Here is a 25,923-nt window from a genome sequence, read left to right as displayed (position 1 = left end):
CGCTTACATCACATAGCCCCATATCATCGAAATCGCACTGTATATCAGAAGCACCCCCATCACATACTGGAACGGTCTTTCATAAGCAGTCAAAAAGCGCTTATACAAAGAGCCAAATAAGCTCCAGCTGAATGTACCGAGAAAGCCAATAAGTGCGAGAATCAGCGTCCATATGACATACTGCATATTAGATTGTCCATATGGCAAAACAAATGTTGAAATCACAGTCAATCCATACAAGATCGCTTTTGGGTTAATAAATTGCAGCATCATACCAGGGATAAAATGATTGTAGCGATCAAGTGTTTCGTCATCACCGCCTTTACTTTTCATGATTTTGACCGCTAAATAAATCATGTATGCGGCTCCGATGAACGCCATGACCCAGCCTATTTTCGGCATCACTTGATAAAGAATGATATTAAAGAAGCAGCTCAAACACAAAATAACGAGAAATCCGATACCCACACCTAAACAAAATCGAAATGTTTGCTTGACCCCATATTTATTCGTAAAGACCATGGCCATGATGTTGTTTGGCCCTGGGGTAAAGCTGCTAACAAAAGCATAGATCAACATAGATACAATCAAGATGCCGCCTCCCTTATACGTTATTTAGACTTTAATTACTTTATTACGTATATTACGTTTTATTGTAACGTTCGGTCTTTATAAAGTAAATAGAGAAAGGAGCTTTTTTCATGGAAGACGTACAATCGATTATTTCTAAAAACGTGAGGCTTCTTAGAGATCAAAAAAAATTAAGCCTCGAAAAGATGGCAGAATTAACTGGTGTCAGCAAGACGATGATTGGGCAAATTGAAAGAGGAGAATCAACCCCTACCATCACGACTTTGTGGAAAATCGCCAACGGATTAAAAGTATCTTTTAGTGAGCTCATTTACGCACCACAGCCTGAAATCAAGGTGGTACGCAAGGAGGATGCGCAGGTTTTAACTGAGGACGACGGCCGTTATCGCGTATACACGACTTTTCCTTTCGATGACCGAGGGAAATTTGAAATGTACCGAGTAGAAATTGACCGAGGTGGGTCGCTGCGTGCGAGTGAACACATTGGGGGAACAGAGGAATTGATCACTGTTTTTGAAGGAGTCCTTGATTTATCCATTGGTGATGAACAATACACCTTAAAAGCCGGAGACTCTATTCGTTTTAAAGCGGATCGGACGCACACGTATAAACAATCCGGAGAACAAATGGTACGGATGCAAATGATTCTTTATTATCCTCAAGAAAAAAGCTGACAGGCTTGTCCACCTGTCAGCTTTCCATTTGTTTAATTAAATCCTGGATCGCGTACAACCGTTCCAGTAAATGTGACTCTATATTTTCCTAATCCTAACTCTTCAATAGATGTTCGTTTTAAAATACCGACCCAGCCATCCTGTGCATATACAATACTGTCTGGGATGTTTGATGTCGTATATGTTCTTGTTTCTGAGACAGTTCGACTCGCTTGAACTGTTACTTCACTGTTTGTTTGCTCCTTTGCTTCCACTGGAGCAGTTGTGACCCCAGCACCCGTTAAGACAATTGCTCCAACCAAAACAGAAGATATGACCTTTTTCACAAAAAAATCCCTCCCTTTTTTGTTGAACGTATAAACTATACCATAATTTAGAACTTTTGTAAGTTTATTTTTTCATTTTTTTGAAAATTATGATATCATTGTCTTATGCTGGATAGAGTGTGTTACATACTTCTATGCTTTTATCCTCATCTCAATCTAGTGAAACAATTGTGAACGGAGGTGATTTCATGAAAAAATGGCTCATCTGTTTTCAAATTGTTTTCCTCTTCACCTTGGCGATCACACCAATTGCTTCTGCTGCTAAATGTCCTACAGTAAAACCATGTATCACTGATCCTTAAGCATAAGAAAAGGCCGATCAAGCCTATTCACTTGATCGGCCTTTTTATTTATTTTTGCTCTGCTTCCCAGCGGGCAACCTCTTCTCTTACTTTAGGAGCCACTTCTTTTCCAAATAGCTCAATGGCTTTTAGCACTTGATCATGCGGCATTGAACCAACCGGTACATGAAGCATAAAACGTGTGATGCCTACATTTTTTCTAAGATGAATGACTTTCTCTGCCACCGTATCTGCATCTCCTACATATAGCGCACCTTCTAAAGTTCTCGCTGCGTCAAACGTAGAACGAGTATAAGGTCCCCAGCCTCGCTCTCTAGCTAATGTGTTCATCACATGCTGTGTGGATGGGAAAAATTGATCTGCTGCCAGCTCTGTTTCTGCCGCAACAAATCCATGAGAATGTGATGCTACAGTTAATTTTTCAGGGTCATGCCCAGCGTGCACTGCCGCTTGCTTGTACAGCTGAACGAGCGGTGCGAACTGTCTTGGACTTCCGCCAATGATGGCAAGTACAAGCGGTAATCCTAATAATCCAGCACGTACGACGGATTCACGGTTTCCTCCACTGCCGATCCAGATCGGAAGCGGATCTTGAACAGGTCTTGGGTATACCCCAACATCCTGAATGGCTGGGCGATGCTTGCCGCTCCATGTAACACGCTCTGACTGCTGCAACTTCAACAGCAAATCAAGCTTTTCTTCAAATAATTCTTCATAGTCATCAAGGTCATAGCCAAAGAGCGGGAATGATTCAATAAATGAACCACGGCCTGCCATAATTTCTGCACGTCCGTTTGATAGTCCATCTAGCGTTGCAAAATCCTGAAATACACGTACAGGATCTGCTGATGAAAGGACTGTCACTGCACTTGTCAGACGAATATTTTTTGTTTGTGTTGCTGCAGCCGCTAAGACGACAGCTGGATTCGATGCGGCGAAATCCTCACGGTGATGCTCACCTACGCCAAATACATCGAGACCGACTTGATCTGCTAAAATAATTTCTTCTACTACTTCTCGAATACGCTGCGCGTGACTGACTGTTTTTCCTGTTTGAAAATCAGGTGTTGTTTCGACAAATGTACTAATTCCTAGTTCCATGATTGGAACCCCCTATCTTATAAATATGTCACAAATTCAGAAACTGGCTTTCTATAACCTCTCGCTTGTCTGCTCTCTACTTTTTCTTTTCCAAGTGTAATCATTAACACAGGAACCAAATCTGATTGAATGTTTAATACCTTTTTCATTGCTTCGGGATCAAAACCGATCATCGGGCAAGTATCCCAGCCTTTATTTTTAGCGGCAAGCATGAACAGCATGGCAGATAAGGAAGCATTGCGGATCGCCTCTTCCTTCTGGAAATCTGCCCCTCTCTGCTCATAAAAGCTCATGGTCTCTCTGACCATTTCTTCATATTGCTGCGTATTTAAAATGCCTAGCATTTTCAGGCCTTCATATATATCCCCTGCGTGCTCATAAGCGTTTGGATCTCCAAGTACGATGATCGCTGCTGAAGCAGAGTGCACTTTATATTGTCCAAATGCCGCTTCTCTTACTTGTTCTTTCAGCTCTTCTGTTTGGACGACAACATATTGTGTGTGCTGTAAGTTAAAAGCAGATGGTGCCAGCTTGACCTCTTCAAATATGCTGTTAAGCTCTTCTCTCGAAATCGAGATATTTGGCAAAAAATTTGATGCGGATCGTCTTTCACGTACCAATGTATCAAAGCTGAGTGTCATCTTGTTTCCCCTTTTCGCGAAGTTGTTTTGCACCTAAACCGATTTGTTTTAGTAATTCAATCAGCTGCTCTTTTTCTTCTTTTTCAATAAAGGATAGATTTTGCGAAATGACCTCTGTGTGTTTAGGGAAAATGTCGTCAAACAATTGCTTCCCTTTTTCCGTAAGCTGTACATGGAATACCCGCTTATCTGAAGGCGCACATTGCCTTTTCACCAGTTCTTGTTTTTCTAGCTTGTTCACGACATATGTCATGCTGCCACTTGGGATTGACAAGATGTCGCTGATTTTTTGAACAGGCTGAGGTCCTTTACTGTAGAGCAATTCAAGGATCTGAAAGTTTTCAAATCCGATATCATAACGTTCAATGTCTTTTTGGATATTTGTAAAAAGGGCTTGATAGGCTTTCATCCATACGCGGAATAGCCTTAAATCTAATTCATGATCATGCTGCACCATGGCAACTACTCCTTTTTCAAGAAATCCTAAAACTAGGATAAATTTATCCTAACACTAGGATATTTTCTTGTCAATGAGTTTGTTTCATGAAAAAAAGACCACCTTGGTTCAGTGGTCCTCTTCTTTTAAGGTGAAATGCATTTCAGCAATTTGTTTATATTGATGTACTTCCTGTAATGAAAACTTGGATTCCAGATCCGCCGGCGAAAAGAGAGGAATTCCTCTTCCAATGATGACAGGTACGATTTGAAGAAAAAGCTCATCCACCAATCTTTCTTTTATGAAAGATTGAAGCAGTCCCCCGCCGCCGACAATCCAAATATTACGGCCTGTTTCATTCTTTAATTTTTTCACAAATGATAAGACATCTTCGCGAATGATATGGGTTCCTTCCAGACTGTCTTGTAACGTACGTGACATGATATAACATGTCTTTCCTTCATAAGGAAACTCATCTGGTGACAGCTGAAGAACTTGTTCATATGTATTGCGCCCCATGATCAGTGTATCGACTGACGCATAAAAGGTGTCGTAGCTCGTTTCATCTTCACCCTCTGTCCCTATTAGCCAATCGAGCCGGTGATCCTCTCTCGCTAAATATCCATCGATACTCATCGCCCCATAAAAAAGCAGTTTCCTTTTCTCACTCAATCCCACCACTCCCTTACTTCAAATAAGAACATATATTCTATTTTATCAAAAAGGAAAGACAAAGACTACATAACTTTCTCCCTTTTTACGATTCCTGTTCCACCTTGACGAGAAGCTCGTATAATTTATGCGCGAGCTTGCCGGCATCAATGGTCATTTCTTCATGAATCCATTCCTCGAGTACCCCCACGACACCAGACACGACAAAAGAGGCCTCTATTTGTTCATTCTCTGTAATAGGACGCTGATCAAGCTGCCACTCTTTCATGATTTTTTCTTTGAAAAAGGCTTTGAATTGATTGGTCGTTGGGCCATTTGGTTTTACAAATAACGTCAACATATACTGATTCTCTTTTAAGTATTCAGTCGTTTTGTTTAAAAAGGAAAGCATATCAAGAGGATCCTGACTTGGAAAGGTTTCATCATATAACCCACCGAGCTGATCGAATAGTTCTTTCTCAAGCTGTTCATATAAATCAAACACATCTTGATAGTGCAAATAAAAGGTTCCCCTGCCTAAATCCGCTTTCCTTGATAGCTCTGATACCGTAATCTGCTGGACTTCCTTTTCCTTTAACAGCTCAAGGAAGCTTTCCCGAATGGCTCTTTTTGTTTTGATTGTTCGTCTGTCCTTCATGAAATCCCCTCCGTTTTTGAACAATCAGGCGTTAACTGTCTAATTATGAACAGGTTATCATCCATTGCCGATGTTCGATCTCTTTACTTCTTATTATAATCAACACATGTTCAATAATATATATCTGTTCAAAAAAGGAGGCCATCATATGCTTCATTTCAGACTTGCCAGAGAGGATGAACTGCCTCAAGTGGCAGAGTTGTTAGATGATTCGTTTCAGGACTATTCATTTTTTGACTTATTATGTGAAAAGGTCTCAAAGCGCTCTGCTTTCGCTCGTCAGCTGCATTTGGTCAATACAAAGGTGTATTTTCAGCATCAAATCTGTTTTGTCGGGGTTGAGAACGAGAAGGTTGTGTCTGCTGCCCTTTTAAAGCATCCGCATCTTCCTGAACCAGGCGTCATGAATTATGTATTGTCAGGTGGGTTAAAGCTGCTCTTCACTGGCGGTATATCGGCCATTCAGCATGTGTTCCGTGTTTTAAAGGAGGCAAAAAAAGCGTGTTCTTCCTTAAAGCAGCCTTACTGGTATTTAGAAGCACTTGTCGTGGCAAAAGACCAGCAAGGAAAAAAACTCGGAAGCCGCATGTTAAAGCAATGCCTTTTTCCCTTTATCGCCCGGCAAGGCGGCGGACTGTTCACACTGATTACACACAACGAGGCCAATCGTCATTTCTACCGGAAAAATGGCTGGATGGAGTTTGATGAAAGGGTATTGCGCGGAAAGGAAATATCCTTGGAAAGCTGGAGCTATAAAACCGTGATTAAATAAGGTATCCTCTTCAGGTGATGATATAATAGAGTCAGTTCAATCAATGATCATACTTGGAGGAGAGACTGATGATACGACGACTTGATCATATCGTGTTGACTGTACAACATATGGAGGACACCATTCGCTTTTATACAAACGTATTAGGAATGAAGGAAGAAACTTTTGGTGAAGGCCGTAAAGCGCTTCGTTTTGGTTTACAGAAGATCAACCTTCATGAAGCTGGTCATGAATTTGAGCCAAAAGCGGCTCATCCTCTTCCTGGATCTCATGATTTGTGCTTTATCACCGATTTAGACATGGACAGTTTGCTGCTGCACCTCCGGAAGCAAGTGGTCCCCATTGAAGAGGGGCCGGTCAGACGCACCGGTACATTAGGTCCAATTGAATCTGTTTATATCCGTGATCCTGATCTGAATTTAATTGAAATCTCTCGATATATAGAGGAGGGTGATCCGTCATGACTCGTATATTTTTGAGACCGATTGAAGAGCAAGATTATCCTGGTATTCAAAGAGGGTGTCAGCATGCAGAAACACTTCATATGACTGGCACACGCAAAACGTTCACACTAGAAGAAATTCGATCCGCCTATACCCGTTTTTTGCAAGATGACAGCAGACGAGATTTCGCCATTTGTCTGCTGGATACGAAAGAGATGATTGGGGATGCGGCGATTGTGGACATTGATCCAATCAATCATACGGCAAGCTTCCGCATTGCGCTTCACGGGCCGGAGCATTTTCAAAAAGGCTATGGCACTGAAGCTGTTCGGATGGTCCAAGCATTTGCCTTTGACACATTAGAACTCAACCGTCTTGAGCTTGAAGTCTTTTCCCACAATCCAAGAGCCTTTCGAAGCTATGAGAAAGCCGGATTTCAATATGAAGGAAAAAGACGCCAAGCGCTCTATTTCAACGGTACATACTCAGATGTCATCATCATGGGCATCCTTCGTGAAGAATATAAAAACATGATGAATACAGATGCTCCTGCTTAAGAAGGGTCATCTTTTTTAAAAAATTGAATCCCAGTGACGATGATTAAACAAATGATGGAAGAGAGAACGATAGAGACGCTTGATAGACTGAGCGCCATGCCTTCCCATCTACCAATAAAGAGACTGACAATCAATAAAACCAAACCAAATAAAATCAAGCATATAGGGACAATGAACCCCGCATGACGCTGCCGGCTTCTTTTCCCTGCCCACCATGAGAGACACAAAATAACGATTGTAAAAATAGCTGTTTGCAGCCAGAACATGTGATATCAACTCCCTTTCTCTTTTTGATCCCATGACAATGGAGGTACTTCAAATGAACATTAGACCCATCGAGCAAAAAGACAATCCCTATATCGCAGCGATTATCCGCCAGTCACTAGAATCAGCGAATCTAGCAATTGAAGGAACAGCCTACACTGACCCCCAACTTGACCAGCTTTTCGAATATTATCAATCATTGACTCATGCAGCCTATTGGATTGCTGAAGAGCATGGTGAGATTGTGGGTGGTGTAGGGATTGCTCCATTCACAAATGGAGTATGTGAATTACAAAAGCTTTATTTAAGTCCAAAAGCACAAGGAAAAGGTGCGGGCAAAAAACTGATGGATACGGCGCTGGAATATGCCTCTACATACTACGAAGCGTGTTATTTAGAAACCCGCCGGGAATTAACAGCGGCTATAGGCCTTTATCAGCGATATGGCTTTTCTCTTCTTTCAGAACCGCTTGAAGGCTCCGAGCATTCTGCAATGGATGCTTGGTATCTCAAGACCTTCTCATCATGAACCATAAAACAATCGATAGGTTTTGAGCCTCTGAAAGCCTAACTTTTCTGCTAGTTTGATTGAAGCTAGGTGATAGACATCGCAATCCCAATGCGGTGTCCTCTTTTTTTCATGACAGATGCTGAGCATATGCTGAGCTGCCAGCAGCGCCAAACCTTTTCCTCGATAAGTCTCATCTGTCCAAATATCTATCTCTGCACGATCCTCACTTGAAAAAATAGAGACACACTCACTCACCACGTTCTCTCCATCTAAAATGGCAATCCCGATTCCCTTTGATAGAAAGCGAGCTGTTTCACCCCAATAGACTTCGTAATAGCTGGGAGGAAAAGCCCTGCTTCCAGTCATCACCTGCTCATTTGTCCGCTCTACTCTATAGCCTGGATAAGGCGCAGAGACATGAGAATGTGCCTGTGAATAAACGTACGCATGTCTTTCCATCTCATTCAAATGTGACCCAAGACATTTTTTCATCATCGCATCTGTTGATGGATTTGCTGAAAATATGGTGAATCGGGCATTTTGTCTTTTCTGCCTTTCGTACACATCCACAATGAAGGCTGAACAGCGTAACAGCTCCGCTTCACTCCTTCCTGCCACATAATAAATGCCGCATGAAGCTTCGAGAAAATATACAAGCGGATGCGCTTCATCATCTACATAAAGATGCCCTTGTATGATGCCATCCATGACCACATCTACAAACACTGGATATGCCGGATCGATCTGCCTAATTCCTTTTTTCATTGATGGTATCTTTTGCCGCTCCAAGAGTTGCATGATTTTTCCTCCTTTCCTTCCATTATAAAGAAAAAGTTGCTGACATACAGGACTCTTTTTAGCATAAGGAATACTTCTGCATCAATGGCGGAATTTTAAAAAAGAGACCTTAGTTAAAAGGTCTCTTACTTCTGCATGACATTATTCTGCCGCTGCCTCTTCTGTCACTTTTCCCTTCCAAATCAGGGTTAAGCCTAATCCAAGAAATAAGACAACACCTGCGAATAGAAATGGGAAGTGAATATTTTGGTCGAATAAAATGCCGCCAAGTGCCGGCCCGAAAATCGTACCTAGGCTTGTGTAGGTAGAGTTCATTCCTGCGACAAATCCTTGCTGGTTGCCAGCGATTTTAGATAAGAAGGTCGTTAATGCCGGACGCAATAAATCAAACGCAAGGAAAATGACACATGTGACAATTAAGACAACCAAAAAGCCTGACACAACGGTTGAAACGAAAGCAAGGACAGCCCCGATAATCAGACATAGCTGAATGACTCTTTTTTCTCCTAGGGTATTTACCAGTTTACCAAACACAAGTACTTGGATGATGACTGCCACAATCGAGCTGACGGTAATGATCACGGCAATATCTTTTGGACCAAATCCAAACTTATGATTTGTGAACAAGCTAAAGACTGTTTCATATGCAGATAATCCAAATGCGAGGACAAATACAATGATAAAGGCGATGAGGTAGCTTGGATGAATCGATTTTTTCAAATCTTTAAAGAAAGTCGATTCTTTCACTTCATTCATTTGCTTCTCTCGCTCTTCTTTTGTTAAAGGCTCCTTCAGCATAAACATAGACGAAATGACGGCAATAAACGCAATCCCTGCTGCAAAGAAGAATGGCAGGCGTACGCCGTATTCTGCAATAAACCCGCCAATTCCCGGGCCAATGATAAAACCAGTACTAATGGCCGCAGAAACATAGCCCATCGCCTTTGATCTTTCCTGAACGGTCGTAATATCTGCGACATACGCAGTGACAGCAGGCATGATAAATGCCGCACTAATTCCGCCTAGAAGCCTTGCAACATAAAGAACGTACACGTGTGTTCCAAGACCAAAAACGAGTTCTGATAACGCGAAGAGGAACAGCCCAGACACAATCATAATCTTTCTTCCGTAGCGGTCTACCCATCTCCCTGCAATCGGTGATGCGATGAGCTGAGCAACGGCAAATGCCGCCACAAGATATCCCATCGTACTCCCTGTTAGATGCATCACATTCATGAATAGCGGCATGACAGGAATAATGAGACCAATGCCTAAAAACGCAATAAATATATTACTTAATAGAATAACGAGTACAGCTTTTTGCTCACGAATCGGTTTTTGCATGATGTTTGTTTCCCCTTTACTGACTCACTTGTTACTCATGATGGTTGATTCCGTGAATAAACAATGAGATCGCCTCTTTTTGTAACTCTTTCTTCTGCTCAATGGTGTCATTTTTATATAACACGTCTAATCCATAAAAAACGGAAAGTAATATTTTCACTTTTGACTCCACATGCTGGATCGACCAGCTGCCATCTTCATTTCCCTCAAGTAAGATATCTCTCATCACATCATCAAAATCGACATCAATCTTGTTCAGCCGTTCCATGACTTCGTCTGATGTAAAGGCGCTGGCACAAAATTCCTCACTTGCTCTCATTAATGGGTAGTTAATCCCTATTTGACTGAGCAGCTCTGCAAATCCGGCAAGCTTATCAATAGCTCGGTTCAGTGTTTTCTTTTCCTCATGCCACGTTTCCAACATCAAACGATGATCCTCTTCCATAATATGAAGAAACAAAAACTCTTTTCCTTTGAAATGATGATAGAGATTGCCTTTACTCACCTCAGCAGCCTCTAAAATATCGCGTACGGATGTTTCTGAATAACCTTTTTTCGCGAATAAATCACGAGAAGCGGTGACGATTTTTTGCTTCGTCTTCTCACTCTTTCCAGCCCCGCTTTGTGTACTTGTCATGTGTCACAATCCCTTTCTACCCTACATTTCTTAATGTAAAAAAATAAAACCGACCAGTTGGTTTATTTTTTCATTATAAATGGATTTTCCTCATAATACAATGAAAAAGGCATCGATTCATAAGGCGTAATTCATGTGAAAACAAACAAAACAGTCATCTGCGTTATCACTAAAAAGGACTTATACGCATCTTTCTTCTGCGGCCTTTTCATGACTGCCTTGACCTACTACGTGTTCATCATTCATTTAATTTCCCTTTATATTTAACTTCACTTAAATATAAAGATTGCCTATAATAGAATAGAGGTGATGTCATTGGATGAGGAAATTATTCATTACAGTAAAAAAATCATTGAATACTCGAATGCTCTAGGCTCAATTTATGTAGAAGAGTATCAGCGATTTTTAAAACATGAGTATGCAGATTTATCAGCCAAACAAGAGCTGACGCTTGAGTTGCTGCGTACGAAAACGAGAACAATCAATGAATTAGCTGATTACTTTTCGATTTCTGCCAGCGCAGCTAGCCAGCTTGTATCAAGGCTTGAGCAGCTCGGCTATGTCACACGAGAAATTAATCCGCATAACCGAAGAGAAATCATTGTTGATTGTGCTCAAAAGGGCCATGACTATCACAAGAATACAGAAGACATTCAATTGCATCTAATTCAAAAATATTATGCAAAGCTTCCAAAAGAAGATTTAAAAACATTACTATCTCTATACGAAAAAATCTATCAGATTGCGAAAGAAGCGCCTTAATACGGTGTTTCTCTCCCTAACATTTAAGTTAACTAAACTATTAAGGGGCTGAAAATATGAGAAGCATTCATTTACAAGATGGCCGGCACATCGGTTTGACTCAATACGGTGATCTTGAGGGGTTTCCAATTTTCTTTTTTCATGGAACACCTGGATCAAGAGTGATGTTTTTAGATGATGATCCAATCTCTCAAAAGCTCGGCATTCGTCTCATCTGTTTGGATCGACCTGGATTTGGTTTATCCACCCCTCTACCTGATCGCACAATTTTAGACTGGGCAAAAGACGTGCAGGAAGTGGCAGATGATCTTGGCATTCAACATTTTTCAGTGATGGGTGTATCTGGAGGCGGTGCATTCGCTGCTGGTTGTGCCTATCAATTGCCGGATCGCGTCCTTTCAGCCGCTCTGATCTCAAGTACAAGCCCTTTTCAGGGCGGAAAACCGCCGAAAAGCATGCTGAAAGAAAATAAATTAGCCTTTTTCCTTAGTAAGAGGTTTCCTTGGCTATTGAAAGCAAGCTATCGTTCCCAGAAAAAAATGATTGAGAACAAACCAGAGAAATTTAAGAAGCTGGCCAAAAACGGGAACAAGCATTTACATCCGTGGGATCGGCAATTCCTTCAAACCGATGAGCAGTTAGAAATGATGATGACACATTTACACGAAGCGACTCGTCAATCGGTGGATGAATGTATTCGTGAACCCATTTTACTTTCGAAGCCATGGGCCTTCGATATGAAAGATATTCAAATCCCTGTTGATGTCTGGCATGGAAAAGAAGATAAGATGGCTCCATTTGTAGAAATAGAAAAAATAGCTCGGGCGATTCCAAACGTCAAATCCCATTATATAAATCAAGCAGGGCACTTTCTTACTGATGTAGACGATATTTGGCGAGATATTTTACTCTCTCTAAAGGAGCGTGCTGAACATCAGAAACATGCATAAAAAAAGACCCAATATGACTCGGGTCTTTTTCTTCATTAATATTGTTCATAATACCTCTGCACTTTATCTGGATCCTTTGTCTTCGTCAGTGCCAGCATGAGCAGAATACGTGCTTTTTGCGGGTTTAATGAATCAGACGACACAAAGTGATGTTCATCATCCGTTTTTTCATGGGTGACAATTCCATTACCCGTACGGCTTGATCGCACGAGAACCACATCTTTTTTCACTGCATCTGTTGCTCCTTTGATGGCTTCTGTTGACATCGTTCCATTTCCTGCTGCGGCTACAACAATCCCTTTTGCTCCTGCTTTTACTGCAGCATCATACATGTATTTTTGATCATTTTGATAGCCGTATAAAATATCAACTTGTGGCAATTCTTTTATCTTCGATACATCAAAATCGCTTTCAGTCGTATGTTTTCTTGTCGGTTCGTTATAAAAGGACACCACTTCACCAGTAACTACTCCGATGTATCCTTGCTCAAGTGACTTGAAGGCATCAGTTGTGGTTGTGTTTGTTTTCGTAACAAAACGAGCTGATGCAATTCGATCATTTAATGTGACCATGACCCCTTTGCCCTTCGCTTCTTTGGTGGATGCAATTTTCACCGCCTGATACAAGTTAAGCGGGCCATCTGCACTGATAGCCGATGCTGGTCTCATTGAGCCAACAACCACAACAGGCTTATCACTTTTGACCACCAGATTTAAAAAGTAAGCTGTTTCTTCAAGTGTATCTGTTCCATGCGTGATGACAATGCCATCCACTTGATCATCTTTTAATAGCTCATTGACTCGTTTGGCTAATTTTAAAAGAAGAGCGTCATCAACATTTTCACTTCCAACATTCGCAACCTGCTCACCAGTGACATTTGCAATATCCTTCAGCTGTGGAACTGAAGCAATGACTTTATCGATGCCAAGTGCACCAGATTTATAGCCCGTCGTATCTGTATCACTGTCTGAACTGCCAGCAATCGTCCCGCCTGTGGCTAATACCTTAATATTTGATAAGGACTTATTCCCTGTTTCAACCGCATTGTTTTTCTCTTTTGTTTCACTGGATACGTTTTCTTTTTCGCTTTGACTATTCTCTTGAGTGCCTGTGTTCGCACAAGCTGCTGTCACTAGTAATAAAACAGAAAGAAGGACAGCACCTAACCATTTTGTCATGTTCATTGGATCATCTCTTTTCCTCATTTGATGGATTTCATGGCTAAATCTCTTTCTATAGGCTTTACTTTATACCATACCTTCATTCATCGGCATGAGGCTAAAGATATAGAACCAAATAAAGGTAAAAAGGGCATTATATTAAGAGTTTCTTCAATTCTTAATACCTAAATTTGCTGTAATTAAATTGAGTATTGACGGTTGCGTATTTAAAAAATAACCGATGCTTGACACTGAATTTATGATAAAATATAGTAAATTTTACAAAAAAGGAGTATACATTTTGCATTCACTTCTACCCTTTCACAAAATCCTTATCACACTATTCATCAGCTCTACTTTACTCGGCTTGTTTGTATGCTTATTTCCACTTATTCAAGCTGAGCCTGCGTTTTTGATATTTTATATTCCTATCTTTTTTGTTTATTATTTCGTCTTTGCGGTTCCTTTGCAGTTATTGTTTTCTTTACAGCCAAAGGCTTTTCACCCTCTTTATTTAGCTGCTTATTTACTGATTGCATTGGTTGTCATGCTTTTTTTCGTTGATGGTATTGGGAGCCCGGCGTCTTTACCCATCATCATCATGAGCAGTCTTATCTACTGGACCTGTGATTCTTTGTTTTATCAAAGAATGTATGAAAAAACCACATAATGCGCAGGACGTACAAGCTCCTGTTCTATATAGAGACGAAGGGTATATATCTTGTTACATACCTCCTATCCTTGACCACACAGTCAATCATGCCAAAAAAAATCACTGAGGATATCTACCTCAGTGATGGGAATCGTTATTTCTTCATTGAACCTGCGTGTGAAAAGATTAGATCTTTCAATTCAAATTCGAATGTCTTTCCGTCCACAATACCGACTGTTTTTTCACTGTCATAAAGCTCAAGCATACAAGCAGCCATTTCTTTTGATGTATGATATTTCTTGAAATTGCCTTCATATTCAAATTCGTCTACATCCAATGAGCGCTTTGCAAATTCTGATTCTGTCGCGGATGGCGCTAAAACTTTTGCCTTTAATTTGGCACCTTTTTCTTTCAATTCTAGGGCCAGTCCTTCTGTAAAGGCGCTCACGTAAAACTTCGTTGCTGAATAGGTGACGGCATTGCCAACGACTGTATAGCCTGCTCGTGAAGAAATGTTAATGAGCTGAGCTCCCTCTACTTGCTCATAATCACGAACAAATAAGGTGGATAGAATCGTTAATGCTTCTATATTCAGATGAAGCATATCCCCAATTTTACTTAAATCTTGTTCTCCTATAGAACCAAAATGACCAAACCCTGCATTATTAATGAACGTATCCAGTTCATAATCTGACAATGATTCATAAAATGAATACACTTGCTCTATGTTTGTTAAATCAACTGACTGTATGACTACTGTGATATCGGGATATTGATCATGAATCTTTTTCTTCAATTCTTGGAGTTTATTGAGCCGGCGTGCAGCTAATATAAGATTTTTCCCTCGTGCTGCAAAGGCGAGAGCCGCCTCATATCCAATACCTGAGCTTGCTCCTGTAATGACTGTATAGCCCATTTTATATCCCCCTATTCGCGTCTTCTAACTGGTTAAATTATAACGACAGCGTTTCGCTCAAGTCAATTTTGAAGAGAGTCAAAGGGCATCATGTCAACTTAGATACAGCTCCTCAGTTACTTCCTTTTGAATCATTTTGGAGGATGTCATGCTGAGATTTTTTTGTTAATTTTTGAAAAACCAATTGATAGGAATGTTCGATTAACTCCTCTACAAATGAGGATGGAATGTCTGCATCAAGGTAAATGGAATTCCAATGAGTCTTATTCATATAGTAGCCAGGGATAATTCCTTCATGCATCTCTCTTAGTTCTTCAGCACGAAGAGGATCACATTTTAATGTGATGACAGGCTTTCGATTCGCATCTCCCCCCATCATAGCAAACATCTTTCCGCCAATATGATAACGATCTGCCTGCCACTCAGGTTGATAATCATGGGTTGTTCCTTTTAAGGAAAGACAAAATGCCTGCAGCTGTTCTTTTTTCATTTCATTAGCTCCTTTTTTAGAAATCATCTATTTTTTCTATTATATCGACAATGAGGAAAGATATCTGACGCTTTTTTTCAGAAACAATAAGAAAAGCACAGGCCCTTTGTCTCCTGTGCTTTTGAATCACACTGCTTTTTTTATTCAAACGCCTTCTTTAGCTGATCCCCCATCAAATGCCAAGCTTCTTCAGCTATGGCTAAATCTCCGGCGTGCGTGAAGCCGTGTGGAACTCCTTTAAATTGTTTATACGTGACGTCTATCCCAGCTTCTTTTAACTTGGCAGCATATTGCTCAGCTTCTTCAGCCAGCGAATCCTTCTCTGCTGTGATGACGAGAGCTGGAGGCATTTGTGCCAAGGATGAACGATCTGCAAAAACCGGAGAAACGAGCGGATTGCGCGGATCTTGGCCTTGCAGATAGAAGGAATTAAAGAGTCTCGCCAATTCAACTGGAATCGCTTCATCAAACGCTGGCTTTTGTGCTGGATCAGTGGCTAGATCAAGCGGCGGATAATCAAGCACCTGATAAACAATTGGGAGTGTATTTCCTTTTTGAATATTCAATAGACAAGCAGCCGTTGCCAAATTTCCTCCTGCACTATGTCCGCCAACGGCTAATGCATTCCGATCGATTTGAAGCTCGTCAGGGTGTTCATACAGCCACTTCAGTACATCGTAGCATTCATGAAGAGCCGCTGGGAAAGGGTGCTCAGGAGCAAGCTGATACTCGACATTGACCACGATACATTGCGCCCGGTCTGCAATGACTGGACACCATGGATTATCCATTTCAGCACTGCCCATGATAAATCCGCCACCATGTAAATTCACAAAAACAGGAAGTGGCTGCTTTGATGTGTTCACTGGCTTAAACACCCACACCTTTGTTTCGCCAGCACTTGTTGGAATGTCATATTCCATTTTGTTCACATCAGGAGGATTTACTGGCTTTAGTTCCGATTGACTTGCTAATGAACCTTCAGATGGCTGGCGTAATGAAGCAGCGATTTTGATTTGTTCTTCTAAGTTCATGATCTCAGACTCCTATCTTATTCATTTCTTCTTAACTCATTCGTTCCTTTTTCCTCTTTTCCTTCTACTGAATCAGCGGCACCTTACTGGATTAATCAAAATAAAAAAGAGAAGACATTGAAGAAGGTATACGTTTATTAGCTAAAACTAATCAATAAAGCTAAGTAACACACTGAATTTAACACACGATACTAAGAGAATGAAAAAAGAAGAAAACGAGTTTTCCATGTTCAATGTAAAACGGGAAAACTCGTTTTTATATTACGCAGAAAACCTATAAAAATATCAATCTGTAACTGCAAACCAAGTTTCTTTGAGCAATTCACAGAAAGATTGAATGGTTGGTCCTTCTGAACGACTTTTTAAATATACGACAGATGTTTCAATTGGTTTTTCACAATAATGCAAAGGGATAAGAATACCCTCTGCTAATTCCTCTTTAATCATATTTTCACCAAGCAAGGCGATTCCGGTTTTATTTAAAACTGCCCGCCTAATCGTTTCATCACTTCCCCCGCATTCAATGATAGAAGATGGACGGGTGTTAATTTCAGAAAAACACTGCTCTGTAATTGAGCTAAAACCGCAATGTTCATGATAAGCGAGAAACGGAAAGGATTCTATAACCTCTTCTTTAGAGCGATTTTTGGTAAGATCGGCGGAGACAACCAACACCGCCTTTTCCCTTTCTAAAACAAACTTTTCTAATTCTGAGGAATCAACTTCCCCTGCAACAATCCCAATATCTGCTTCATTATTTAAAATTTTATCGACAGCTATAAGGCTGTTTGCTGGCATGAGGCGCAGCTTAACTTGTTTATGCAATTTTGTATAAGAACTAAGCAGTAGGGAAAGGTGATTCGTACAATAATATTCTGAAGCTGTAATAGTTAGACTTCCGGAAGGACCATTTAACTCTTCCATGTCTCTTTCCATATATTCCATTAATTCAAATAATCTATCTGTATGCTGCTTTAATTTTTTTCCAGCAGGCGTCAAAAACGTTTTTTTTCCAATACGGGTGAATAGAGAATGGTTTAGTTCCCTTTCTAATACTTGAATTTGCAAAGTAATAGTGGGTTGAGTATATTTTAAGATCTTTGCAGCTTTGGTCATATTCAATTCATTGGCTACTACTTGAAAAGTTTTTAGATTTCTGAGTTCCATTTAACCTTCATCTCACTATCTATATTTTTTATAGCCTACAAAAGCTCCTAACCAAAAGTATATAAAGTAATCATCTTTCTCATAGGATATAAGGTTAACCATATAACCCCATAGACAAGATGATCTGAAGCGAATAGCAATCAAATCATTATATCAAAAATTTTAACGGGAGAATCTAAAAGTTTGATACGAATCATTCATTTTTTATTGGTAACTATTGAATCGCCTGATTTAATATACCAATAAAAAACCAAATCATCTCCTTACTCTTAAGGTTATGATATATCGCTAAAGTTTTCTAATGCATACTATTAAATTAATTAATTTTTAGCTTTTTTCATCCTGTGATAGATTTGATAAAGAGCAGAACGAAGTAAGGGAAAGGGAGAATATTATGTATCCATTTAAAATATTAAATCATGAAGATATCAAAGCTATTCTTGATATGAAAAATGTAATCGATATCGTAGAAAAAGCTTACGTCTTAAAAGAAAATAAAGAAGCTTCTTTATTCCCAATGGTGTTTCACGAGTTCGAACCTGGTAAAGCGGACATGGATATTAAATCAGGAGAATTGTCAGGAGCAGGCATTTTCGGTTTAAAACTTGTTTCCTGGTTCGGGGACAACCCTTCTAAAGGCCTTCCTGCTGTTGTTGGTACTGTCTTAGTTCTTGACAGCCGTACAGGCCTTCCAATCGGTATCTTGAGCGGTGAGTATATGACCATGATGCGCACCGGAGCAGCTGGTGGAATTGGAGCTAAATATTTAGCAAGAAAAGATTCAGAAGAATTGCTTATGGTAGGATCAGGTCATGTTGCAGCTTATCAAATCTTAGCTGTTTTAATGACAATGAACCATATCAAAAGAGTTCGAGTGTATAATGCTCATTCATTTGACCGAGCTGGTCAGTTTTGTGCAGACATCAAAGGCAAGTTAAAAGAGCTGTTAGCTCAAACTAAAGAACAAAACCCGGAAGTTTATGAAGAAATGCTTCAAAAGATAGAGATTGAGTATACGCCGGTTAATGATATTGAAACAGCTACGAGAAATGCAGATATTATTATTACAGCTACTCCAGCACGCCAACCAATTATTCTAAAAGAATGGGTAATGCCAGGTACTCATTTTTCATGTGTGGGTGCAGACATGGCAGGAAAACAGGAAATTGATGAAAATATTTTAACTGATGCTCGCATATTCGTTGATGACCATGAACAGTCTGTTACGGTAGGAGAATTTGAAACTGCATTCAAAAAAGGCATCATCGCAAAAGATAGCATCATTTCGGAAATTGGAGGAGTGATTACAAATCAAGCACCAGGACGCATTTCTCCAGAAGATATCACTGTTTTCGACAGTACAGGCATCTCTCTTCAAGATCTATTGACAGCGAGCTATGTTCTAGAACAGGCAGAAGAAAAACAAATTGGGATGTCGACAAAGCTGTAACTGATCGCTAGCCTTTTAAATAAGCAGATTTTAGAAAGTATTCTTTACCAAAAGACTACGTATCAAAAAATAAATAATACTTACAGAGGAGTTAATAGGATGAATATAAAAACATTTGCTGTAGAACATTGGATGAATTTATACGAGCAAGAGGCCGTTTATAATATCGCGGAAACATGTGTTGAATCTTTCACTGTAAATGAGTTGATTGGAATCGACGGCACAAATCCGGCGGATTTTTTCAATGAAGTCGGAAAGAAAAAATTAACATACGGACATATTGAAGGATCTCCAGAGTTTAAAAGCTTAGTATCTGGCCTGTATGAGACAGTTGAAGCTGATAATGTACTTGTCATGAATGGAGCAATTGGTGCAAACTTCTTAGTGCTCTATTCTCTTATTGAGCCAGGAGATCATGTAATTGCTGTACACCCAACATACCAGCAGTTATATGATGTGCCTGCTTCATTTGGCGCGAATGTAGATCTGCTGCCATTGAGACCAGAAAATAACTTCCTGCCGGATCTAAACGAATTAAAGTCTCTGATTAACGAAAAAACAAAATTGATTATTATCAACAATCCGAATAATCCTTCAGGTGCTATTATTGAGAGAGAAATGCTTGAAGAAATTGTAGAAATTGCACGCTCAAGTGATGCTTACTTGCTGTGCGACGAAGTATACAGAAACCTATTACAGGAAGATAACCTTGTTGTGCCATCTGTTGCTGATTTATATGAAAAAGGAATCAGTACATCAAGTATGTCAAAAGTATTTTCATTAGCCGGCTTGCGCCTTGGCTGGATTGCAGGTCCAAGTGATGTGATCGCTGAATGCATAAAACACCGTGATTACACAACAATCAGCTGTGGTGTGCTTGACGATATGTTAGCCGTTCATGCTCTTAAAAACTACGACAAAGTCCTAGGGAGAAGCCGCAAAATTATCAAAGATAATCTGGCTATTTTAGATGAGTGGGTTCAAAACGAACCTTCAATCTCCTACGTAAAACCACGTGCAGGCACAACATCTATGCTGAAATACGATTACCCTATTTCATCAGAAGAATTTTGCGTTGACCTATTTAAAACGAATGGCACATTCTTAACGCCAGGTTCTTGCTTTGATATGGAAGGTTACGTTCGTATCGGTTACGCATGTTCAACAGATGTATTAAAAGCAGGTCTTGAGAAATTCTCTGAATATTTGCGTACCCTTAAAGTAAATAGCTGATTAAAAACCATTAAGATAAATATTTGGAATATCTGATCGTACAAAAAACCGAACTGCCAATAATGGTTAGTTCGGTTTTTTTTGTAAAGTTAAAAGATATTTAAAAATCTCATCTTGTCAGATTATCTCACATCATTAATTTCAATAGTTACCATAAATAAGTTAAAATTTTCAGTTAATTATTTTCGTGTTATTCTACACCTGCAACAGAGGAAAGGTAGAGGTGTAAAAAGCTTAAGGGGGGAGATTTTATGAGCAACAACTGGAGTTCCTTAGTTGAGAACATGAGTGATTATTTAGCACCTAGCATGGCCAAAGATCATCCAAACTTACCTGTGGTAAAAGAAGAAGGTTGTTATTACTACGGGCTGGATGGGAAAGCCTATTTAGATTTTACTTCCGGAATTGCAGTAGCTAATACAGGACATCGCCATCCTAAAATCGTACAAAGTATCAAGGATGCAGCAGATCATTTAACTCATGGCCCTTCGGGAGTCATTATGTATGAATCCATTTTAAAGCTGGCCAAATCTCTAGGTGAAATTCTGCCAGGAGATTTAAATTGTTTTTTCTTTGCCAATAGTGGCGCTGAAGCAATTGAGGGAGCTTTAAAATTGGCTAAATATGCAACAAAGAGACCTTATGCTATTTCTTTTACGGGGTGCTTTCATGGCCGTTCTTTAGGTGCTTTAAGCGTATCAACATCAAAAAGTAAATATAGAAAATATATAAATCCGTCTCACCTGACTTATCATCTGCCTTACGCTAATATGCAGGCATGCCCCGAAGGTAAAGACCCAGAAACTTTCTGCATTAACGAATTAGAAAAACATTTTGAAGAATTATTTAAACACCAAGTGACACCTGAAGAAGTAGCCTGCGTCATATTAGAACCTGTATTGGGAGAAGGCGGCTACATCATCCCTCCTAAAGGGTGGCTGAAAAAGATCCGCGAAATATGCGATCAGCATGGTATACTGCTTATTTTTGATGAAGTACAAACTGGCTTTGGACGCACAGGAGAGTGGTTTGCTGCTCAGACATTTGAAGTCACCCCAGACATTATGGCTATCGCTAAAGGAATAGCTTCTGGTCTACCTTTAAGTGCCACAGTAGCTTCAAAAGAACTGATGAGCAAATGGCCTGCTGGAAGTCATGGAACAACGTTCGGTGGAAATCCAATTGCCTGTTCGGTAGCGTTGACCACTCTTGAAATAATGAAAGAAGAAAGATTACTAGATAATGCAAAAGTGGTTGGTCAATATGCTGCTGAAAAACTAAAACAAATGAAAAAAAATCACCCGGTCATTGGAGAGATACGCTCGGTAGGCTTAATGATTGGAATTGAAATGATAAACCCAAAAACAAAAAAACCCGATGGAAGCGCCGTCATGAAGATTTTAGATTATTCCCTTGAGCAGGGAGTTCTCTTTTACTTATGCGGTAACGAAGGAGAAGTGATTAGAATGATCCCTCCTCTGACCGTCACAAAAGAACAGATTGACGATGGGCTTTCAAAATTAGAAAAGGCATTGCACCAATTTGAGAAAGAATTTTAAGTAGAAGCCGTTTCGAGTATTCACCGCTATTCTATGTACGACTCTTTTTTTCATATTTAATGATATCATTATTTGATGAAAGACTAATTTATTGAAAAAAAGCACTGCGACGCTATGTCCTCAGTGCTTTTCATTTCTCTTATGATACTTGCTGTTCTACCTTCACTCGTTTAATGAAGAAAGCAATAATCAATCCAATGACGGTCATGATCACGGCAAAGATAAATGCATGCTGGACACCATTTGTAAAGGCGAGCAGCTGATTCACCGGATTTGCGGGATCAGATACATTTTCCATAAAGCTGCGAGCTCCTGATGAAAGGATCGAGATACCGATCGCAGTACCAATGGCTCCTGACACTTGCTGCAAAGTATTCATAATCGCTGTACCATGCGGATATAGCTCTGGCGGAAGCTGATTTAATCCATTGGTTTGAGCAGGCATCATGATCATTGCGATTCCGATCATTAAGGTAATATGAAGGGTTACAATGAAACCAATTGACGTATTGACACTTAGATTCGTAAAGCCAAACATCGTCGCTGCGACAATGACAAGACCTGGAATGACAAGCCATTTTGGACCAAACTTATCAAATAGACCACCCATGATTGGAGAGAGCAGTCCGTTGATAATTCCACCTGGCAACAGCATTAAACCTGCTGTAAATGTAGAAAGCGCCAAGGACGTTTGCAGATACAATGGCAAAATCATCATAGCAGACAGCATTACCATCATACACACTAAAATCAGAAGTAAACCAATGACAAACATCGGATATTTAAACGGGCTTAAGTTCAGCATTGGTTCTTTCATGTTCAACTGTCTTAAAGAGAACACGAGAATCCCTATGACACCAACTACAATTGCAACGATGACATGCATACTGCTCCAGCCGCCCCCTTCACCGGCACTGCTAAAGCCATATACTATTCCACCGAAACCAATGGTTGAAAGCACAATCGATAAGATGTCGATTTTCGGTCTTGTTGGTTCTGTAATATTTTGCATAAAGATAAAACCAAAGACAAGTGCAGCCATTAATAAAGGAAGTGAAATCCAGAAAATCCAATGCCAAGTCAACGATTTCAAAATAAGACCAGAGACTGTCGGGCCGACAGCTGGTGCAAACATAATCACAAGACCAATAATCCCCATTGATCGGCCTCGTTTATGAGGCGGGATGATGACCAAAATCGTATTAAACATCAATGGCAGAAGCAATGCTGTACCGACTGCCTGCACGACACGTGCTACCATTAAAATACTAAAGACCGGGGCAACCGCCGCAATAAATGTTCCGATGATCGAAAAGACGAGCGACGTAATGAAAAGCTGTCTTGTTGTAAACCATTGAAGAATGAGTCCTGAAATCGGTACGAGAATACCAAGTGTTAATAAATATCCTGTTGTCAGCCACTGAGCAGTCGTCGCTTCAATTCCAAAGTCTAACGTTAAACTTCTCAGCGCCATGTTTAATGCCGTTTCACTGAACAGACCAATAAATCCAGCTGTGATAAAAGAAATAATAATGGGCAGCGTTCGAATTTCAGAAGCTGCTGCTTGCTGTTTGTTCATATTAAGTTGGCTCCTTTTCTTTTTCAATTTAGATGAACCTTAGGAAGTCAGGGTGGTCAGAAATGAGCCACTTTCATGTCTATTGAAAGACGGATAAAATCTGTTTTTCTGCAGCAAATCGAGCAATTTTGTCGATCGAATAGCCAGATTCATGTATATAAAACATGAGCTCAGGCGTCATTGGAGAAGACATACATAACGTTGTCAGTTCTATATCCTGTATATTCGCTTCTCCCTTTTCTCTCGCTTCTTCAAGCAATTCACGAATGATTTGTCTGAGTGATTGACTGTAATGACTATCATACACTTTACTTGTCTGCTCTAAATTCCCAGAGATTGTGAGCATCCGAATCCAGTCTAAATGGTGACCGACGATCAGATGAATTTCTTCGAGAACATAGCGTAATCGTTCACGGACCGGCTGATCACTTATTTTGCTCAAGTAAAGATGCAAAGCTGGGATCAGCTGTTCAAATCTCTCCCCAAGGATAGAAAGGCATAGATCACTTTTATTGGCGTAGCGGCGGTATAGAGTGCCCTGTCCAACACCAGCTGTTTTCGCAATTTTATGCATGCTGACATTTTCTACACCAAATTCTTGAAACAAGGAGAATGCGATCTCTTCAATTTCCTCACCAATATCCTTTTCCACGATACACACCTTCTTTACCTTCATCCACATGACACTCATCTCTATGTGTTAAATCAAAACACTTTAGGTTTTTCTTAGGACAATTGTCCCGATATTATCTTACGGACAACTGTCCGCATTGTCAATCATTATTTTTTTCTTTCAATTCTATTAAATGATGCACACAGTTTATCATTATTTAGACCGATTTTCCCTTTTGAAAGAATCATGTATGATCAATAAAGAAAGCGCTTCCATAAAAGGAGAGGAGAATGCGAATATGTACCGTATGAAACGAATGTTGATGCTGGTTGTCACTGGATTAGTCTTGAGTTTGTCCACATTTACTGCGGGTGCCTCGGCACAAACGGGTGGATCGTTTTATGAACCTTTTAATAACTATAATACGGGGTTATGGCAAAAAGCCGATGGATACTCGAATGGAAACATGTTTAACTGTACGTGGCGTGCAAATAATGTGTCGATGACCTCAGCAGGTGAAATGCGTTTATCTCTCACAAGTCCCTCCTATAACAAGTTTGACTGCGGAGAAAACCGCTCCGTTCAAACGTACGGCTATGGGCTATATGAAGTCAACATGAAGCCCGCCAAAAATGTGGGGATCGTCTCTTCTTTCTTCACTTATACGGGACCGACTGATGGCACGCCTTGGGATGAGATTGACATTGAATTTCTAGGAAAAGATACGACAAAGGTACAGTTTAACTACTATACCAATGGTGTAGGAAATCATGAAAAGATCGTCAACCTTGGTTTCGATGCAGCGAACTCTTATCACACGTATGCATTTGACTGGCAGCCAAACTCCATCAAATGGTATGTCGATGGACAATTAAAGCATACCGCCACCACACAAATTCCTCAAACACCAGGGAAAATTATGATGAACCTGTGGAATGGTGCAGGTGTCGATGAATGGCTTGGTTCCTACAACGGTGTTACACCACTCCACGCACATTATAACTGGGTGCGTTACACAAAAAGATAACTCTATCAAAAAAACCTGTGACTTGTCACAGGTTTTTCTTCGTTTAATTTGAACTAGTTTTCAGCTGATGAGCGAGTTTTTTCTCATGATTGTGGATAATATCTTCATAACTTTCTATTTTGAAATCCAATCGTTTAATGGTCTCTTCGATTTCCTTTTGTTTTTGGACGAGTCTTTCTCGTTCATTGACCAAAATGTTTTTTCGCGAAGATAACGTATGATCATCATCCTCAAAAAATAAGGCTGTATATTCTCTAAGCGCATCAATCGAGAGCCCAGCATTTCTCATACATTTGATAAATTCAATCCATTGAAGATCATCCGCTGTATAATCACGAATCCCATGATCGTCACGTTTGATTTCTCTAATCAAACCAATATTTTCGTAATATCTAAGTGTCGCAGTGGATAAATCGAGCTGTTTTGCTGCTTGTGCTATTTTCATTGTGCCCTCCCTCTTTCTCTTACCTTCCGATCTCCCTTTCCTCATCATCTCCATTTTAAAAAAGAAAGCAAGATGCTTTTGGCTCAATTCTTGATTCAAGAATGTTGAATTCGTTATTACAGAAGGTTTTCTGTTGACTTATAGTTCACTTTAAGAAGTACAGTATAGAAGAAAGAATCG

The 25,923-nt window shown here is 40.0% G+C and carries 30 protein-coding genes; 11 read left to right on the top strand and 19 right to left on the bottom strand.

What is annotated here, in order from left to right; translation table 11 throughout:
* Nucleotides 1-3: 3 nt before the first annotated feature.
* Nucleotides 4-591: a LysE family transporter gene (locus tag MHI46_RS02905; protein ID WP_064498152.1), complete on the bottom strand. Its 588-nt coding sequence runs from the start codon at nucleotides 589-591 to the stop codon at nucleotides 4-6.
* 110 nt (nucleotides 592-701) lie between these two features.
* Between MHI46_RS02905 and MHI46_RS02900 the strand changes: the two genes are divergently transcribed.
* A complete protein-coding gene (locus MHI46_RS02900; protein WP_039176816.1) occupies nucleotides 702-1,265 on the top strand; it encodes an XRE family transcriptional regulator in 564 nt (187 codons plus the stop codon).
* Nucleotides 1,266-1,297: 32 nt separating this feature from the next.
* Here MHI46_RS02900 and MHI46_RS02895 read toward each other — a convergent pair whose 3' ends face one another.
* The 6 genes from MHI46_RS02895 to MHI46_RS02870 form a co-directional block, all read right to left on the bottom strand.
* Entirely contained in the window at nucleotides 1,298-1,591 is a 294-nt protein-coding gene (locus MHI46_RS02895; RefSeq protein ID WP_144464155.1) for a hypothetical protein, read from the bottom strand.
* Nucleotides 1,592-1,941: 350 nt separating this feature from the next.
* Complete coding sequence (locus tag MHI46_RS02890) at nucleotides 1,942-2,994, bottom strand: LLM class flavin-dependent oxidoreductase (RefSeq protein ID WP_058837413.1); 1,053 nt, start codon at nucleotides 2,992-2,994, stop codon at nucleotides 1,942-1,944.
* 17 nt (nucleotides 2,995-3,011) lie between these two features.
* Complete coding sequence (locus MHI46_RS02885; RefSeq protein ID WP_039176810.1) at nucleotides 3,012-3,635, bottom strand: nitroreductase family protein; 624 nt, start codon at nucleotides 3,633-3,635, stop codon at nucleotides 3,012-3,014.
* Complete coding sequence (locus MHI46_RS02880; protein WP_058837411.1) at nucleotides 3,619-4,092, bottom strand: MarR family transcriptional regulator; 474 nt, start codon at nucleotides 4,090-4,092, stop codon at nucleotides 3,619-3,621. The genes MHI46_RS02885 and MHI46_RS02880 overlap by 17 nt, the downstream gene beginning before the upstream one ends.
* Nucleotides 4,093-4,200: 108 nt before the next feature.
* Nucleotides 4,201-4,743 (bottom strand): dihydrofolate reductase family protein, encoded by a 543-nt coding sequence (locus tag MHI46_RS02875; protein WP_058837410.1) that lies wholly within the window; start codon nucleotides 4,741-4,743, stop codon nucleotides 4,201-4,203.
* A gap of 85 nt (nucleotides 4,744-4,828) precedes the next feature.
* The gene (locus MHI46_RS02870; protein ID WP_048240359.1) at nucleotides 4,829-5,380 is read right to left on the bottom strand and encodes a TetR/AcrR family transcriptional regulator; all 552 of its coding nucleotides are present in this window, start codon (nucleotides 5,378-5,380) and stop codon (nucleotides 4,829-4,831) included.
* Between the two features lie 148 nt (nucleotides 5,381-5,528).
* On the opposite strand from MHI46_RS02870, the gene MHI46_RS02865 reads away from it, so the two are divergent.
* From MHI46_RS02865 to MHI46_RS02855, 3 genes are all read left to right on the top strand, one after another.
* Entirely contained in the window at nucleotides 5,529-6,152 is a 624-nt protein-coding gene (locus tag MHI46_RS02865; protein WP_064498155.1) for a GNAT family N-acetyltransferase, read from the top strand.
* 68 nt (nucleotides 6,153-6,220) lie between these two features.
* Nucleotides 6,221-6,616: a VOC family protein gene (locus MHI46_RS02860; RefSeq protein ID WP_024425420.1), complete on the top strand. Its 396-nt coding sequence runs from the start codon at nucleotides 6,221-6,223 to the stop codon at nucleotides 6,614-6,616.
* Nucleotides 6,613-7,152 (top strand): GNAT family protein, encoded by a 540-nt coding sequence (locus MHI46_RS02855; RefSeq protein WP_039176793.1) that lies wholly within the window; start codon nucleotides 6,613-6,615, stop codon nucleotides 7,150-7,152. The genes MHI46_RS02860 and MHI46_RS02855 overlap by 4 nt, the downstream gene beginning before the upstream one ends.
* Here the strand turns inward: MHI46_RS02855 and MHI46_RS02850 are convergent.
* Entirely contained in the window at nucleotides 7,149-7,418 is a 270-nt protein-coding gene (locus tag MHI46_RS02850) for a YesK-like family protein (protein WP_039176789.1), read from the bottom strand. The genes MHI46_RS02855 and MHI46_RS02850 overlap by 4 nt on opposite strands.
* A 53-nt stretch (nucleotides 7,419-7,471) precedes the next feature.
* Between MHI46_RS02850 and MHI46_RS02845 the strand changes: the two genes are divergently transcribed.
* Entirely contained in the window at nucleotides 7,472-7,945 is a 474-nt protein-coding gene (locus MHI46_RS02845) for a GNAT family N-acetyltransferase (RefSeq protein ID WP_039176786.1), read from the top strand.
* Here the strand turns inward: MHI46_RS02845 and MHI46_RS02840 are convergent.
* The 3 genes from MHI46_RS02840 to MHI46_RS02830 form a co-directional block, all read right to left on the bottom strand.
* Nucleotides 7,940-8,725 (bottom strand): GNAT family N-acetyltransferase, encoded by a 786-nt coding sequence (locus MHI46_RS02840; protein ID WP_144464149.1) that lies wholly within the window; start codon nucleotides 8,723-8,725, stop codon nucleotides 7,940-7,942. The genes MHI46_RS02845 and MHI46_RS02840 overlap by 6 nt on opposite strands.
* A gap of 141 nt (nucleotides 8,726-8,866) precedes the next feature.
* The gene (locus MHI46_RS02835) at nucleotides 8,867-10,069 is read right to left on the bottom strand and encodes an MFS transporter (RefSeq protein ID WP_058837406.1); all 1,203 of its coding nucleotides are present in this window, start codon (nucleotides 10,067-10,069) and stop codon (nucleotides 8,867-8,869) included.
* A 31-nt stretch (nucleotides 10,070-10,100) separates the two neighbouring features.
* Nucleotides 10,101-10,706 carry a TetR/AcrR family transcriptional regulator gene (locus MHI46_RS02830; RefSeq protein WP_144464147.1) on the bottom strand — a complete coding sequence of 202 codons (606 nt, stop codon included), beginning with the start codon at nucleotides 10,704-10,706 and terminating at the stop codon, nucleotides 10,101-10,103.
* Nucleotides 10,707-11,015: 309 nt separating this feature from the next.
* On the opposite strand from MHI46_RS02830, the gene MHI46_RS02825 reads away from it, so the two are divergent.
* Together MHI46_RS02825 and MHI46_RS02820 are read left to right on the top strand one after the other, a co-directional pair.
* A complete protein-coding gene (locus MHI46_RS02825; RefSeq protein ID WP_039176776.1) occupies nucleotides 11,016-11,468 on the top strand; it encodes a helix-turn-helix domain-containing protein in 453 nt (150 codons plus the stop codon).
* 56 nt (nucleotides 11,469-11,524) lie between these two features.
* The gene (locus MHI46_RS02820) at nucleotides 11,525-12,418 is read left to right on the top strand and encodes an alpha/beta hydrolase (RefSeq protein WP_342503082.1); all 894 of its coding nucleotides are present in this window, start codon (nucleotides 11,525-11,527) and stop codon (nucleotides 12,416-12,418) included.
* 35 nt (nucleotides 12,419-12,453) lie between these two features.
* Here the strand turns inward: MHI46_RS02820 and MHI46_RS02815 are convergent, their stop codons facing one another.
* From MHI46_RS02815 to MHI46_RS02795, 5 genes are all read right to left on the bottom strand, one after another.
* A complete protein-coding gene (locus tag MHI46_RS02815; protein WP_058837402.1) occupies nucleotides 12,454-13,602 on the bottom strand; it encodes a type II asparaginase in 1,149 nt (382 codons plus the stop codon).
* Nucleotides 13,603-14,384: 782 nt separating this feature from the next.
* A complete protein-coding gene (locus MHI46_RS02810; protein ID WP_064498158.1) occupies nucleotides 14,385-15,146 on the bottom strand; it encodes an SDR family NAD(P)-dependent oxidoreductase in 762 nt (253 codons plus the stop codon).
* Nucleotides 15,147-15,258: 112 nt separating this feature from the next.
* On the bottom strand, nucleotides 15,259-15,636 hold the full coding sequence (locus MHI46_RS02805) for an MmcQ/YjbR family DNA-binding protein (RefSeq protein WP_058837436.1): 378 nt from the start codon (nucleotides 15,634-15,636) through the stop codon (nucleotides 15,259-15,261).
* 140 nt (nucleotides 15,637-15,776) lie between these two features.
* Complete coding sequence (locus MHI46_RS02800; protein ID WP_260775351.1) at nucleotides 15,777-16,670, bottom strand: alpha/beta hydrolase; 894 nt, start codon at nucleotides 16,668-16,670, stop codon at nucleotides 15,777-15,779.
* 285 nt (nucleotides 16,671-16,955) lie between these two features.
* Nucleotides 16,956-17,837 (bottom strand): LysR family transcriptional regulator, encoded by an 882-nt coding sequence (locus MHI46_RS02795; RefSeq protein ID WP_106025664.1) that lies wholly within the window; start codon nucleotides 17,835-17,837, stop codon nucleotides 16,956-16,958.
* Between the two features lie 394 nt (nucleotides 17,838-18,231).
* Here MHI46_RS02795 and MHI46_RS02790 point away from each other — a divergent pair, with 394 nt between their 5' ends.
* The 3 genes from MHI46_RS02790 (at nucleotide 18,232) to MHI46_RS02780 (ending at nucleotide 22,079) form a co-directional block, all read left to right on the top strand.
* Nucleotides 18,232-19,287 (top strand): ornithine cyclodeaminase family protein, encoded by a 1,056-nt coding sequence (locus MHI46_RS02790; protein ID WP_106025665.1) that lies wholly within the window; start codon nucleotides 18,232-18,234, stop codon nucleotides 19,285-19,287.
* A gap of 99 nt (nucleotides 19,288-19,386) precedes the next feature.
* A complete protein-coding gene (locus tag MHI46_RS02785; protein WP_106025666.1) occupies nucleotides 19,387-20,520 on the top strand; it encodes an aminotransferase in 1,134 nt (377 codons plus the stop codon).
* Nucleotides 20,521-20,771: 251 nt separating this feature from the next.
* The gene (locus MHI46_RS02780; RefSeq protein WP_106025667.1) at nucleotides 20,772-22,079 is read left to right on the top strand and encodes an aspartate aminotransferase family protein; all 1,308 of its coding nucleotides are present in this window, start codon (nucleotides 20,772-20,774) and stop codon (nucleotides 22,077-22,079) included.
* Between the two features lie 139 nt (nucleotides 22,080-22,218).
* Here MHI46_RS02780 and MHI46_RS02775 read toward each other — a convergent pair whose 3' ends face one another.
* Together MHI46_RS02775 and MHI46_RS02770 are read right to left on the bottom strand one after the other, a co-directional pair.
* Complete coding sequence (locus MHI46_RS02775) at nucleotides 22,219-23,658, bottom strand: DHA2 family efflux MFS transporter permease subunit (RefSeq protein ID WP_058837394.1); 1,440 nt, start codon at nucleotides 23,656-23,658, stop codon at nucleotides 22,219-22,221.
* 79 nt (nucleotides 23,659-23,737) lie between these two features.
* Entirely contained in the window at nucleotides 23,738-24,310 is a 573-nt protein-coding gene (locus MHI46_RS02770) for a TetR/AcrR family transcriptional regulator (protein WP_212044613.1), read from the bottom strand.
* 259 nt (nucleotides 24,311-24,569) lie between these two features.
* On the opposite strand from MHI46_RS02770, the gene MHI46_RS02765 reads away from it, so the two are divergent.
* Complete coding sequence (locus MHI46_RS02765) at nucleotides 24,570-25,298, top strand: glycoside hydrolase family 16 protein (protein ID WP_039176748.1); 729 nt, start codon at nucleotides 24,570-24,572, stop codon at nucleotides 25,296-25,298.
* A gap of 43 nt (nucleotides 25,299-25,341) precedes the next feature.
* On the opposite strand, the gene MHI46_RS02760 is transcribed toward MHI46_RS02765, so the two are convergent.
* Nucleotides 25,342-25,743, bottom strand: a complete 402-nt coding sequence (locus MHI46_RS02760) for a MerR family transcriptional regulator (protein ID WP_059376080.1) — start codon at nucleotides 25,741-25,743, stop codon at nucleotides 25,342-25,344.
* Nucleotides 25,744-25,923 lie beyond the last annotated feature (180 nt).

It is taken from the genome of Bacillus sp. FSL K6-1000 (assembly GCF_038630785.1).
GTDB classification, from domain to species: domain Bacteria; phylum Bacillota; class Bacilli; order Bacillales; family Bacillaceae; genus Bacillus; species Bacillus safensis.
Note: the sequence above shows the minus strand (reverse complement) of the source record. Positions and strands in the feature narration are given on the sequence as shown.

What these genes read in the sequence shown, in the direction of transcription:
- MHI46_RS02830 (WP_144464147.1), bottom strand. Translation starts at nt 10,706, where the DNA reads ATGACAAGTACACAAAGCGGGGCTGGAAAGAGTGAGAAGACGAAGCAA.
- MHI46_RS02890 (WP_058837413.1), bottom strand. Translation starts at nt 2,994, where the DNA reads ATGGAACTAGGAATTAGTACATTTGTCGAAACAACACCTGATTTTCAA.
- MHI46_RS02865 (WP_064498155.1), top strand. Translation starts at nt 5,529, where the DNA reads ATGCTTCATTTCAGACTTGCCAGAGAGGATGAACTGCCTCAAGTGGCA.
- MHI46_RS02760 (WP_059376080.1), bottom strand. Translation starts at nt 25,743, where the DNA reads ATGAAAATAGCACAAGCAGCAAAACAGCTCGATTTATCCACTGCGACA.
- MHI46_RS02860 (WP_024425420.1), top strand. Translation starts at nt 6,221, where the DNA reads ATGATACGACGACTTGATCATATCGTGTTGACTGTACAACATATGGAG.
- MHI46_RS02885 (WP_039176810.1), bottom strand. Translation starts at nt 3,635, where the DNA reads ATGACACTCAGCTTTGATACATTGGTACGTGAAAGACGATCCGCATCA.
- MHI46_RS02765 (WP_039176748.1), top strand. Translation starts at nt 24,570, where the DNA reads ATGTACCGTATGAAACGAATGTTGATGCTGGTTGTCACTGGATTAGTC.
- MHI46_RS02855 (WP_039176793.1), top strand. Translation starts at nt 6,613, where the DNA reads ATGACTCGTATATTTTTGAGACCGATTGAAGAGCAAGATTATCCTGGT.
- MHI46_RS02845 (WP_039176786.1), top strand. Translation starts at nt 7,472, where the DNA reads ATGAACATTAGACCCATCGAGCAAAAAGACAATCCCTATATCGCAGCG.
- MHI46_RS02820 (WP_342503082.1), top strand. Translation starts at nt 11,525, where the DNA reads ATGAGAAGCATTCATTTACAAGATGGCCGGCACATCGGTTTGACTCAA.
- MHI46_RS02850 (WP_039176789.1), bottom strand. Translation starts at nt 7,418, where the DNA reads ATGTTCTGGCTGCAAACAGCTATTTTTACAATCGTTATTTTGTGTCTC.
- MHI46_RS02835 (WP_058837406.1), bottom strand. Translation starts at nt 10,069, where the DNA reads ATGCAAAAACCGATTCGTGAGCAAAAAGCTGTACTCGTTATTCTATTA.
- MHI46_RS02800 (WP_260775351.1), bottom strand. Translation starts at nt 16,670, where the DNA reads ATGAACTTAGAAGAACAAATCAAAATCGCTGCTTCATTACGCCAGCCA.
- MHI46_RS02775 (WP_058837394.1), bottom strand. Translation starts at nt 23,658, where the DNA reads ATGAACAAACAGCAAGCAGCAGCTTCTGAAATTCGAACGCTGCCCATT.
- MHI46_RS02840 (WP_144464149.1), bottom strand. Translation starts at nt 8,725, where the DNA reads ATGCAACTCTTGGAGCGGCAAAAGATACCATCAATGAAAAAAGGAATT.
- MHI46_RS02870 (WP_048240359.1), bottom strand. Translation starts at nt 5,380, where the DNA reads ATGAAGGACAGACGAACAATCAAAACAAAAAGAGCCATTCGGGAAAGC.
- MHI46_RS02815 (WP_058837402.1), bottom strand. Translation starts at nt 13,602, where the DNA reads ATGAACATGACAAAATGGTTAGGTGCTGTCCTTCTTTCTGTTTTATTA.
- MHI46_RS02785 (WP_106025666.1), top strand. Translation starts at nt 19,387, where the DNA reads ATGAATATAAAAACATTTGCTGTAGAACATTGGATGAATTTATACGAG.
- MHI46_RS02795 (WP_106025664.1), bottom strand. Translation starts at nt 17,837, where the DNA reads ATGGAACTCAGAAATCTAAAAACTTTTCAAGTAGTAGCCAATGAATTG.
- MHI46_RS02805 (WP_058837436.1), bottom strand. Translation starts at nt 15,636, where the DNA reads ATGAAAAAAGAACAGCTGCAGGCATTTTGTCTTTCCTTAAAAGGAACA.
- MHI46_RS02825 (WP_039176776.1), top strand. Translation starts at nt 11,016, where the DNA reads ATGTCATTGGATGAGGAAATTATTCATTACAGTAAAAAAATCATTGAA.
- MHI46_RS02900 (WP_039176816.1), top strand. Translation starts at nt 702, where the DNA reads ATGGAAGACGTACAATCGATTATTTCTAAAAACGTGAGGCTTCTTAGA.
- MHI46_RS02810 (WP_064498158.1), bottom strand. Translation starts at nt 15,146, where the DNA reads ATGGGCTATACAGTCATTACAGGAGCAAGCTCAGGTATTGGATATGAG.
- MHI46_RS02880 (WP_058837411.1), bottom strand. Translation starts at nt 4,092, where the DNA reads ATGGTGCAGCATGATCATGAATTAGATTTAAGGCTATTCCGCGTATGG.
- MHI46_RS02780 (WP_106025667.1), top strand. Translation starts at nt 20,772, where the DNA reads ATGAGCAACAACTGGAGTTCCTTAGTTGAGAACATGAGTGATTATTTA.
- MHI46_RS02790 (WP_106025665.1), top strand. Translation starts at nt 18,232, where the DNA reads ATGTATCCATTTAAAATATTAAATCATGAAGATATCAAAGCTATTCTT.